This window comes from Mycobacterium sp. MUNTM1, from assembly GCF_054660795.1.
On record NZ_BAAGDE010000011.1, the window covers coordinates 111965 to 124073 of the forward strand.

Here is a 12109-nt window from a genome sequence, read left to right on the forward strand (position 1 = left end):
CGAATGGCCCCAAGTCAGAAAGGCGGGTGCCCGCCGTGGCAGAGAACCTGACGCCGCACTTCGAAGAGGTACAGGCCCATTACGACCTGTCCGACGACTTCTTCCGGTTGTTCCTCGACCCCACCATGACCTACAGCTGCGCATATTGGGATCGCAACCGGGACATCTCGCTGGAAGAGGCGCAGTTGCGCAAGATGGACCTCTCGCTGGGCAAGCTGGGTTTGCGGCCGGGCATGACGCTGCTGGACGTCGGCTGCGGCTGGGGCGGCACCATGTGCCGCGCGCTGCAAAACTACGACGTGAACGTCGTCGGCCTGACCCTGTCGGAACATCAGGCCGCGCACGTCCAGAAGCTGTTCGAGAGCATGAACACCGAACGCAGCAAGCGGGTACTGCTGCATGGCTGGGAAGAATTCGACGAGCAGGCGGACCGCATCGTCTCCATCGGCGCATTCGAGCACTTCGGCTACGACCGCTACGACGACTTCTTCGCGATGGCCTACCGGACCCTGCCCGACGACGGGGTGATGCTGCTGCACACCATCACCATGCTGACCCCGCAGCAGATCGTCGAGCGCGGACTGCCGATGACCGAGGAGCAGACCAGCTTCAACGAATTCATCGCCCGCGAGATCTTCCCGGGCGGCCAGTTGCCGGCGATCGAGATAGTCGAGTTCCACGCGTCGAAGATGGGGTTCAACCTCAAGCGCAGGCAGTCGCTGCAGCTGCATTACGCCCGCACCCTCGACCGCTGGGCCGAGGCCTTGCAGGCGCGCCACAGTGAGGCCGTCGAGATCCAGTCCGAAGAGGTCTATCAGCGCTACATGCGGTACCTGACCGGCTGCGCCGACGCGTTCCGGGCCGGATACATCGACGTCAACCAGTTCACGCTGGCCAAGTAGACCCTCCGCGTCGGTGTCGAGGTTTATCGTGACACCGCAATGCCGCTTCATCTGCACCGTGCCGAGCGCACCGATCTGTTGGCCGACGGTCTCGGCGCCCTACTGGCCGACCCGCTACCCGACCCGTTCGCCACCGAACTCGTCGTGGTCCCGGCGCGCGGCGTGGAACGCTGGCTCAGCCAACGGTTGTCCCACGTGCTCGGTGCGCGCGGCGGCGACGGGGTGTGCGCCGGGGTGGCGTTTCGCAGCCCCGGCTCGCTGATCGCCGAGATCACCGGCACCTCCGACAACGATCCGTGGTCGCCGGACGCCATGGCCTGGCCGCTGCTGGAGGCGATCGACTGCTCGCTGGACGAGCCGTGGTGCCGCGCGCTGGCCATGCACGTGGGCCACTTCCACACCGGCGCGGAGGCCGAGCTGCGGCAGGGCCGCCGATACGAGGTGGCGCGCCGGCTGGCCGGGCTGTTCGACTCCTACGCGCGGCAGCGCCCGCAGCTGCTCGTCGACTGGGGCAACGGCGACCCCGGCGATCTCGACGAGGATCTACGCTGGCAGCCCGAGCTGTGGCGGGCGCTGGTCACGCTGGTCGCCGCCGACCCGCCGCATGTCCGGCACGCCAAGACCATCGCGCGGCTGCGGCAGGCGCCCACCGAGCTGCCGCCCCGGCTGTCGCTGTTCGGGCACACCCGGTTGACCCGCACCGACATCGAGCTGCTGGAGGCGGTGGCCACCCACCACGACCTGCATCTGTGGCTACCGCACCCGAGCGAGGTGCTGTGGCGCGCGCTGGCCGGCGCCCGCGGCGCGATTCCCCGGCGCGAGGACGTCAGCCATCGCGCGGTCTCGCATCCGCTGCTCGCCACGCTGGGGCGAGACCTGCGCGAACTGCAACGCGGACTGCCGGCGGATCCCGCGACCGACGACTACCTGGCCGGTGCCGCGCGCCCCGACACGCTGCTCGGCTGGCTGCAGTCCGACATCGCCGCCAATGACGTTCGCCCACAAGGCCGCACGATGGAGGCCGGCGACCGATCCGTGCAGGTGCACAACTGCCACGGCCCGGCCCGCCAGGTCGACGTGCTGCGCGAGGTGCTGCTCGGCCTGTTGGCCGACGACCCGACGCTCGAGCCGCGCGACATCCTGGTGATGTGCCCGGACATCGAGACCTACGCCCCGCTGATCATGGCGGACTTCGGCCTGGGCGACGTGGTGCACGGCGCCCATCCCGCCCACCAGCTGCGGGTGCGGCTGGCGGACCGCTCGCCGATCCAGACCAACCCGCTGCTGGGGGTGGCCGCCCAACTGCTGGCCCTGGCGGCCGGCCGGGTGACGGCCAGCGAGGTGCTCAACCTGGCCCAGGCCCCGCCGGTGCGCGCCCGGTTCGGATTCACCGACGACGACCACGAGGCCATCACCGGCTGGGTCCGGCAGGCCAACATCCGGTGGGGCCTGGATCAAGAGCATCGGCGGCCCTACCACGTCGACTTCGTGCACAACACATGGCGTTTCGGCATCGACCGGATCCTGGCCGGCGTCGCCATGTCCGACGATTCGAACGCGTGGATCGACGCGACGCTGCCGCTCGACGACGTCAGCAGCAACCGCGTTCAATTGGCCGGGCAGTTGGCCGAATTCATCGCCCGGCTGCAGCACACCCTCGACTCGCTCACCGGCACCCGGCCGCTGACCGAGTGGCTGGCCGCCCTCACCGAGGGCATCGCGCTGCTGACAAAGGTCCGCGATGCGGACGAATGGCAGACCGGTCAGATGCAGCGCGAGTTCGCTCAGGCGCTGGGCCAGGCCGGGACCCGAGGTGATATCGCGTTGCGGCTGCCCGACATTCGCGCGCTGCTCAACCAGCGCCTGGCCGGTCGCCCGACGCGGGCCAACTTCCGCACCGGCACCCTGACGGTGTGCACCATGGTGCCGATGCGCTCGGTGCCGCACCGGGTGGTGTGCCTGGTCGGACTGGACGACGGGCTGTTCCCGCGGCTCGGCATCGTCGACGGTGACGACGCGCTGGCCCGGTGCCCGATGACCGGGGAACGCGACATCCGTTCCGAGGACCGGCAATTGCTGCTCGACGCGATCGGCGCGGCCACCGAGAAGCTGGTGATCACCTACACCGGCGCCAACGAGTATTCGGGGCAACCGCGCCCGCCGGCGGTGCCGCTGGCCGAACTGCTGGACACCCTCGACGTCACCACCATGACCAAGGTGCGCGACCGCGTCGTCGTCGAACATCCGTTGCAGCCGTTCGACATTCGCAACGTCATTCCCGGCGGCCTCGTCCCGGACGTGCCGTTCAGCTTCGACCCCACGGTGCTGCGCGCGGCGCGCGCAGCCGCCGGCGACCATGACGAACAGCCGAAATTCATCTCGGCGCCGCTACCGCCACCGCCGGCCGGCGACGTAATCCTCGCCGACCTGGTCGGCTTCTTCAAAGACCCGGTGAAGGGCTTCTTCCGCGCACTGGAGTTCACGCTGCCCTACGACGTCGACGGCGTGCAGGACGCCATGCCGGTCGACATCGACGGCCTCGAGGAGTGGACGGTCGGCGACCGGATGCTGGGCGACATCCTGCGCGGGATGACTCCCGACGACGCGCGGCAGGCCGAGTGGCGGCGCGGCACGCTGCCGCCCGGACAGCTGGGCTGGCGCAAGGTCACCGAGATCCGCGACCAGGCCGCCCTGCTGGCGAGCGAGGCGCAGCAGCATCGGGGGGGCGCGCGAGGCCGTCGCCTATGACGTCGACGTCGACCTCGGTGCCGGGCGGCGCCTGACCGGCACGGTGTCGCCGGTATACGGCGACCGGCTGGTCTCGGTGACCTATTCGCGGCTGGACGGCAAGCATCTGCTCGAATCGTGGATTCCGTTGCTGGCGTTGGTTTCTCACGATTCCGGCCGGGACTGGTCGGCGGTGTGCATCGGCCGCATGCGCCGGGGCGCGAGGTCCCGGACCGAGGGGCTGGGTCCGCCGCGTGACGGCGAGCAGGCCATCGAGGTGCTGCGCGAGCTGGTGGCGATCTACGACGCCGGACGGCGTGAGCCGATTCCGTTGCCCATCAAGACGTCCTACGCCTGGGCCGCCGCCCGCTACGGCGGCGAGGATCCGGTGGCCGAGGCGAGGTACCGATGGAGATCCAGCGACCGCTTCCCGGGTGAGGATCAGGCCCCGGCGCATGCGCGGGCGTGGGGCAGGGGCGCACCGCTCGACGAGCTGATGCAGCCGGTGCGCCCGGGTGAGGAGTGCGACGGCGAGGACAACCGGCTCGGCGCCTACGCCGCACGGGTCTGGCTGCCGATGCTGCGCGCCGAGCGGAAGCTCATCTGATGGAGCGCTTCGACCTGGTGGGTGCGCTGCCGGAAGCACGGTCCACCACCGTGCTGGAGGCCAGCGCGGGCACCGGCAAGACCTTCGCGTTGGCCGGGCTCGTCACGCGGTACGTCGCCGACGGGGCAGCGACGCTGGACCAGATGCTGCTCATCACGTTCGGCCGGGCCGCCAGCCAGGAGCTGCGCGAGCGGGTCCGCTGCCAAATCGTCGATGCGGTAGAGGCTTTCGCTGATCCGTCGGCCGTCGGCGACAACCAGGTGGTGGAATACCTACTGGACGGCACCGCCGACCAGCGCGCGGCGCGCCAACAGCGCCTGCGCGACGCGCTGGCCGGCTTCGATGCGGCGACGATCGCCACCACCCACCAGTTCTGCCAGCTGGTGCTGCGCTCGCTCGGCGTCGCCGGGGACACCGCGGCCGGCGTGACGCTGCTCGACAGCCTCGACGACCTGGTGACCGAGATCGTCGACGACCTGTACCTGGCCCACTTCGGTCAGGAGCGCGACGACCCGGCGTTGCACTACCGCGAGGCGCTGCGGCTCGCGCGCGAGGTCGTCAGGAATCCGTCGACCCAGCTGCGGCCGCTCGACCCCGATCCCGACTCGCGGGCGGCCGTCAGCGTCAGGTTCGCCAATGATGTTCTGGCCGAGCTCGATACGCGCAAACGCCGGCTCGGGGTGCTCGGCTACGACGACCTGCTGATCCGGCTGGCCGACGCGCTGGCCACCGACGACTCCCCCGCCCGGCTGCGCATGCATCAACGCTGGCCGATCGTGATGGTCGACGAGTTCCAGGACACCGACCCGGTGCAGTGGCAGGTGATCGACCGCGCATTCAGTGGGCGCTCCACCGTCATTCTGATCGGCGATCCGAAACAGGCGATCTACGCGTTTCGCGGCGGCGACATCGTGACCTACCTGCGGGCGGCCGAGACAGCGGGTGAACGCAAGACCCTGGACACCAACTGGCGCAGCGACTCCGCGCTGCTGCGCCGGCTGCAGGTGGTGCTGCGCGGCGCCCAGCTTGGCGACCCGGCGATCGTCGTGAACGACGTCGACGCGCGTCACCGCGGGCATCGCCTCGCCGGCGCGCCGCACAACGACCCGTTCCGGCTGCGCGTGGTCGCGCGAAAGACGTTGGGCCGCCGCGGTGTTCAGAACCTGCCGATCGATCAGGTTCGTGAGCACATCGGCGCCGACCTCGCGTCGGACATCCGCGCGCTGCTGGCCAGCGGTGCCACGTTCGCCGGCAGGCCGCTGCAGGCCCGGGATATCGCCGTGATCGTGGAGAAGCACCGCGACGCACACGCGTGCTTCAAGGCGCTGTGCGCCGCGGGCGTTCCCGCGGTCTACACCGGCAACTCGGATGTGTTCACCTCCGAGGCCGCCGAGGATTGGCTGTGCCTGCTGGAGGCCTTCGATCAGCCGCACCGGCCCGGGATGGTGCGCGCGGCCGCGGCGACGATGTTCTTCGGCGAGACCGCCGAAACGCTGGCGGCCGGCGGCGACGCGCTCACGGACCGGATCGCGAAGACCTTGCGGGAGTGGGCCGGTCATGCCCGCGAACGCGGCGTGGCGGCCATCTTCGAGGCCGCCCAATTGCGGGGCATGGGCAATCGCGTGCTCGCCTGGCAGGGCGGTGAGCGGCACATGACCGACCTCGCGCACCTCACCCAGCTGCTGCAGGATGTCGCGCATCGCGAGCACTACAGGTTGCCCGCGCTGCGGGATTGGCTGCGCCGGCAGCGTGACGAGCGCAGCGGCGCACCCGAACGCAACCGGCGGCTGGACAGCGACGCCGCGGCCGTCCAGATCATGACCGTGTTCGTCAGCAAGGGGCTGCAGTACCCGATCGTGTATCTGCCGTTCGCGTTCAACCGCAACACCCAGGACAGCGATGTGGTGTTGTTCCACGACGAAGACGGCACGCGCTGCCTGCACGTCGGCGGCAAGGACAGCCCCGACTTCAAAGCCGTTGAGCACCTTGGGCGTAAAGAGGACGCCAGCGACGACAGCCGGCTCACCTACGTCGCCCTGACCAGGGCGCAGTCGCAGGTGGTGGCGTGGTGGTCACCGGCGTACTACGAACCCAACGGCGGCCTGTCGCGGCTGCTGCGGGGCCGGCGGCCGGGCGAGCCGGTGGTGCCGGACCGATGCGAACCCGCCAAAGTCTCCGACGACGACGCCCTGGCCCGGCTGCGCGAGTGGGAGGCGGCCGGCGGGCCGGTCATCGAGGAATCGCTGGTGGCGCCGGCCCCGTCGCTGCCCGCCGAGCCGGTGCCCGGACGTCTGGAGAATCGTCACTTCCATCGCGGCATCGACACCGGCTGGCGGCGCACCTCCTACTCCGGCCTGATCCGGGCCGCGCAGGCCAGCGGCGTGAGCAGCGAACCCGAAATCGGCGAACTCGACGACGAAGCCGCCGACATTCCGTTGGTGTCCCCGGCATCCGGGCCGGACGTGCCCTCGCCGATGGCGGACCTGCCGGCCGGGGCCACGTTCGGCACGCTGGTGCACGCCGTGCTGGAGACCGCCGACCCGTTCGCGCCGGACCTGGCCGCCGAGCTGCAGACGCAGATCCGGGCGCACGCGGCGTGGTGGCCGGTCGCCGCGACCCCCGAGGAGCTGGCCGCCGCGATGGTGCCGATGCACGACACGCCGCTCGGCCCGTTGGCGGGCGGTATGACGCTGCGCCAGATCGGATTGCCGGACCGGCTGCGCGAGCTGGATTTCGAGATCCCGCTGGCCGGCGGCGACCGCCGTGCGACGGCCCCGGAGATTCGGCTGGCGGATCTGGCACCGCTGTTGCGCGAGCACCTGCCGGCCGACGACGTGCTGGCGTCGTATGCCGACCGGCTGGCCGAGCGCGGGCTCGGTGATCAGTCGCTGCGCGGCTACCTCACCGGCTCGATCGACGCCGTGCTGCGCGTTCCCGACGGCGCGGGTTGCCGCTTCGTGGTGGTGGACTACAAGACCAACCGGCTCGGCGACCCGGAACGGCCGCTGACCGCCGCCGACTACGACCGGTCCCGGATGGCCGAGGCGATGCTACATTCGGACTACCCGCTGCAGGCCCTGCTGTATTGCGCTGTGCTGCATCGATTCCTGCGTTGGCGGTTGCCCGACTACGACCCGAGCCAGCACCTCGGCGGCGTGCTCTACCTGTTCCTGCGGGGCATGTGCGGCGCGCAGACCCCGGTGCTCGACGGCCACCCGGCGGGCGTCTTCGGCTGGCGACCGCCCTGGTCGTTGATCGCCGCGCTGTCGGATCTGCTCGACGCCCAGGGGGTGGCCGCGTGACCGTGGAAGTCATGTCCGCGACCGGACTGCTGCGCACGTTCAGCGACGCCGGTGTGTTCGAGCCCGCCGACGTCCATGTGGCGCAACGGCTTACCTCACTCACCGGCGAGACCGATGAGCGGGTGGCGCTGGCGGTCGCCCTGGTGGTACGCGCGCTGCGGGGCGGTTCGGTCTGCGTCGACCTGCGCGCGGTGCCCGCCCAGGTCGGCGTGGACGACGACCTGCCCTGGCCCGGCGGCGACGACTGGATGGCGGCGGTGCGGGCCAGCGCCCTGCTTCAGACGCCACCGGTGCTGCGGCTGCTGGGCGACCTGCTCTACTTCGACCGGTACTGGCTCGAGGAGGAGCAGGTCTGCACCGACCTGCTGGCCCTGTCGGTGGCCCCGGCAGCCGTCGAATCACCAAGCTATGAGCGGCTTTTCCCGCCCGGGTACGAGGAACAGCGGGCCGCCGCCGAGATCGCGGTGGCGCAGGCGCTGACCGTGCTGACCGGCGGGCCAGGCACCGGCAAGACGACCACGGTCGCCCGTCTGCTCGCCCTGCTGGTCGAACAGGCGGAGCGCGCGGGTGCGCCGCGACCGCGGATCGCGCTGGCCGCGCCGACCGGGAAGGCGGCCGCCCGGCTGGCCGAGGCGGTAGCCGCGGGAAGCGAGCAGCTCGCCCCGGCGGACAGGGCGCGGCTGGCCGGGCTATCGGGGACCACGCTGCACCGCCTGCTCGGACCCCGGCCGGATACGTCGGTGCGGTTCAAGCACAATCGCGGCAATCGGTTGCCGCACGACGTCATCGTGGTCGACGAGACGTCGATGGTGTCGTTGACCATGATGGCGCGGCTGGTCGAAGCCGTGCGGCCGGACACCCGGCTGATCCTGGTCGGTGATCCCGACCAGCTGGCCTCGGTGGAAGCGGGCGCGGTGCTGGCCGATCTGGTGGACGGGCTGGCCGCCCGGGACGACGTGCGGGTGGCGGCGCTGCGCACGCCGCACCGGTTTGGCACGTCGATCGGCGCGCTGGCCGAGGCGATCCGGGTCGGCGACGCGGACCGCGTCGTGGAGTTGCTGGCGGGCGGCGGTGAACACATCGACTGGGTGGATGCCGAGCGCCCGGCCGAGCGGCTGCGCGACGTGCTGGTCACCCACGCGCTGCGGCTACGCTCGGCCGCGCTGTTGGGCGCGGTCGCCGAGGCGCTGGCCACGCTGGACGAGCATCGGCTGTTGTGTGCGCACCGCGAGGGTCCCTACGGCGCGGCACACTGGAACACGCTGGTGCAGAAGTGGATTGGTGAAGCGACCGGCCAGCCGGCCTGGTCGCAGTGGTATGCCGGGCGCCCCCTGCTGGTGACGGCCAACGACTACGGGCTGCGCCTGTACAACGGCGACACGGGCGTGACGGTGGCGGGTGCGGACGGCCTGCGTGCGGTCGTCGCCGGGGCGACCGGACCACTGGACTTCGCGACCAGCCGCCTCGGCGAGGTGGAGACGATGCACGCCATGACCATCCACAAGAGCCAGGGCAGCCAGGCGGACGAGGTGACGGTGCTGATACCGCCGGAGGATTCGCGGTTGCTGACGCGGGAGTTGTTCTACACGGCGGTGACCCGGGCGAAGACGAAGGTGCGGGTGGTGGGGCCCGAGGCGTCGGTGCGTGCGGCGATCGAACGCCGGGCGGTGCGGGCCACCGGGCTGCGGCAGCGGCTGCGGTCGTTCAGGTAACGGCGGGTGCGCCCTGGGGTGCGCCCGCCCGAGCCTTGGCGGCCATCTGCTTGAGCATGCCGTCATGGACGATGTCGATGCGTGAGCGGGCTTCCGCGCACACGTATGGGTCCCGGATCACGGTGAGTTGGTTGTCCTGCTTCGATTCTCCGCCGGTGGACCAGTTGGTCGAACCCGTGATGACGTCGACGCCGTCGATGATCACCATCTTCAAATGCATGATCGCCGACTTCTCGCTGTGACCGATCGCGATACTCTTGCCGGTCTTGTCGTTGAGCCACGGGGCCAGCAGTGGACGCTCGACGGCGCCCGCGGCTTGAGTCGAGTCCAGACTCATTTGCACGTAGATCTTTTCGTCGTTCAGCGCGGACTGCAGCACCGAATTGAGCTCCGCATCGTCGAAGCCGTACATCGCCACGATGATGCTCTTGTTGGCCGACGTCAGCAACGCCTTCAGCGCCGCGTGCACCTGGTCGACCGGGCTGTAGAACGTTCGCGTGGTGTCCGGGTAGCCGGGCGGGAACGGCGCCGCCTTGAAGGTGTCCAGTTCGGTCAGCGAGTTCAGTGCCATGGCGATTGCTCCTTTACACGGCGGGAGACGTCCAATCCTGCGGGTCGGTGCTCCGCCGTTGCTGATCGGCGCTCAGATTCGGTAGGTAACTCGGGTTGTCGCGGCGGCGCACCAGCAGGCTGGGATGCACCAGCGCGTCCGGGCCCATTGGCCGGCGTCGGCGCCCAACCAGGTACCACAGCGTCCCGTTGTTGTGGATCGGTGCGTCCGCGAAGTCTTCTGCCACCGCACACTGCCGCTGGTAGGCCGCCGCGTCGATCGCCAGTTCATCGACGATTCCGTCGGTGACCCACTTCAGCGCGATGGTGGCGAGCCGGTGGTCGGGCATGAACGTCCCGCCGACGTCGGCGTGCACGCCGGCGAACCAGCGCTCCTGCAGTCCCAACGGGTGCCGTTCGACGAGGTATTCCCGGTAGGGACGGCGACGTTCGTCGACCGACACGGCGTGCCGGATGCGCGCCACGTTGGGCAGCGCGCGGGTGTAGGGCCATCGCAGATTCCCGAACCGCAGGAAGCCGGCCGCTTTCACGGTGTCCCAGAGTCCTAGATACGCCACCGGCACCGCGTAGTGCCACACCTGATTCGGACTGTTCTGGCGCACGGTGGAAAACAGCGGCTCGTTCTCGGTGCGCCAGCAGAAGGCGCGGGCGAACTCGGCCCAGTGGTCGTATTCGGCCGGCGTGAAATACCGGTTGATGGCGTACTTTTCGACCGCGTAGGGCAGCAGGTTTTCCGAGCCCGGCCGCATCAGCCCCGGCCGCAGCAGCATGCCGGCCAGCGCACGCGCGGTGTAGGCGCCGCGGCTGAACCCGAAGATGTAGACCGCGTCGCCGGGACGCCAATGCTGCATCAGATAGCAGTACGCCTGCGCCACATTGTCTTTCAGGCCCAGGCCGAATGCCTGCTCGAACAACAGGTGCAGTCTGCGGGACAACGATGAACGCGCCGACGCCGGCGCGAGTGTGCCGACACCCGGGTCGTAGTAGCCAAGCTGGCTCGCCGGATCGTCCTTGTCCAGCATCTCGAACAGCTTGGCGACGTTGGTGAGATTCCCTGCTCCGATTTGGTTGGCGGTGCCGTCAAGGCAGATGACAATCCGCTTGCCACCCGGCGGCTCAGGGCGCTCGGTCATCTCGCAGGGCCTCTCACCAGTAATCAACCCCTGATATGCGGCACTCTACGGCGACTGCGGGGACGCCGCGGTGTGTTGGGAATAGCCGTGTGAGCCGGGCGCGCACGGGTGCGGAAGAATCGTGGCCGGTATGGACGACGACGACGCCCCCGCACCCGCATCGCGGCCGGCCGCGGACCCACCATCGCGGCGAACTCACATCGCGCGGCTCGCCGTGTTCGCCGCGTTCCTGGGCGTGGTCTTCTACCTGGTGGCCGTCGCGCGGGTGATCAACATCGACGAGATCCGGGGCGTCGTGTCGGCGACCGGCCCGGCGGCGCCGCTGACCTACGTGGTGGTCTCGGCGGTGGTCGGCGCGTTGTTCGTGCCGGGCTCGATACTGGCCGCGGGAAGCGGGTTGCTGTTCGGTCCGCTGCTGGGCGTCTTGGTGACGCTGGGCGCGACGGTGGGCACCGCGATCGTCGCGAGTTTCGTTGGCGGGCGGGCCGGCCGCGACAGCGCCCGCGCGCTGCTCGGCGCGGCGCGGGCCGATCGCATGGACGCGCTGATCGGGCGCGGCGGCCTGTGGGCGGTCGTCGGGCAGCGCTTCGTCCCGGGCATCTCGGACGCGCTGGCCTCGTATGCGTTCGGGGCGTTCGGAGTTCCGGTGTGGCAGATGGCCGTTGGCGCGTTCATCGGCTCGGCCCCGCGCGCGTTCGCCTACACCGCGCTGGGCGCCTCGATCGGGAACCGGTCCTCGCCGTTGGCCTACGCGGCGATCGCGGTGTGGTGCGTCAGCGCGATCGTCGGCGCGTTCGCCGCGCATCGCGGGTACCGCAAATGGCGTGGGCACGCGAAAGACGACGGTGCGCCTGAGTCGGATCCCACCGCCCCTTAGCGAACCTTGGTGGCTAGCGGCGGCGAATGCCCCGTCTGCCAATGTCAACCGGGTTCTTAGCGGGGATCGCCGCGGCCCGGAATTGTCGGTGGTGGCTGCGAGGATGTCGTTATGTCCCCGACCGCGACCGCGACTGCAGCCGGCGTCGAAGCGTCCCCGAAGGAACGTCTCGAGGTGCTCTTCGACGAGCTGGCGGAGTTAACCGGTCAGCGCAACGCGATTGATGGGCGCATCGTGGAGATCGTGGCCGAGATCGATCGCGACGAGCTCTGTGGAATG

Annotated in this window: 6 protein-coding genes and 2 pseudogenes; 6 read left to right on the forward strand and 2 right to left on the reverse strand. The window is 70.0% G+C overall.

Going from position 1 to position 12109, the window contains the following annotated elements; genetic code table 11:
• The first annotated feature begins 35 nt into the window (after nt 1-35).
• From ACYQ8K_RS09025 to recD, 4 genes and pseudogenes are all read left to right on the forward strand, one after another.
• Nucleotides 36-902 (forward strand): cyclopropane mycolic acid synthase family methyltransferase, encoded by an 867-nt coding sequence (locus ACYQ8K_RS09025; RefSeq protein ID WP_459968153.1) that lies wholly within the window; start codon nt 36-38, stop codon nt 900-902.
• Between the two features lie 39 nt (nt 903-941).
• Nucleotides 942-4236, forward strand: a pseudogene (recC, locus tag ACYQ8K_RS09030) (exodeoxyribonuclease V subunit gamma).
• On the forward strand, nt 4236-7538 hold the full coding sequence (recB, locus tag ACYQ8K_RS09035) for an exodeoxyribonuclease V subunit beta (protein WP_459968155.1): 3303 nt from the start codon (nt 4236-4238) through the stop codon (nt 7536-7538). The pseudogene recC and the gene recB overlap by 1 nt, the downstream one beginning before the upstream one ends.
• Nucleotides 7535-9250, forward strand: a complete 1716-nt coding sequence (gene recD, locus ACYQ8K_RS09040; protein ID WP_459968157.1) for an exodeoxyribonuclease V subunit alpha — start codon at nt 7535-7537, stop codon at nt 9248-9250. Before recB ends, recD begins: the two co-directional genes overlap by 4 nt.
• On the opposite strand, the gene ACYQ8K_RS09045 is transcribed toward recD, so the two are convergent.
• Together ACYQ8K_RS09045 and ACYQ8K_RS09050 are read right to left on the reverse strand one after the other, a co-directional pair.
• Nucleotides 9243-9821, reverse strand: coding sequence for a phospholipase D-like domain-containing protein (locus ACYQ8K_RS09045; protein WP_459968159.1), 579 nt, complete (start codon nt 9819-9821; stop codon nt 9243-9245). The two genes, recD and ACYQ8K_RS09045, sit on opposite strands and share 8 nt — an antisense overlap.
• Before the next feature lie 13 nt (nt 9822-9834).
• Entirely contained in the window at nt 9835-10953 is a 1119-nt protein-coding gene (locus ACYQ8K_RS09050) for a DUF2235 domain-containing protein (RefSeq protein ID WP_459968161.1), read from the reverse strand.
• A gap of 130 nt (nt 10954-11083) precedes the next feature.
• On the opposite strand from ACYQ8K_RS09050, the gene ACYQ8K_RS09055 reads away from it, so the two are divergent.
• Nucleotides 11084-11830 (forward strand): TVP38/TMEM64 family protein, encoded by a 747-nt coding sequence (locus ACYQ8K_RS09055; protein ID WP_459968163.1) that lies wholly within the window; start codon nt 11084-11086, stop codon nt 11828-11830.
• Between the two features lie 111 nt (nt 11831-11941).
• A pseudogene (locus tag ACYQ8K_RS09060) lies at nt 11942-12109 on the forward strand (hypothetical protein); the annotation flags it as partial.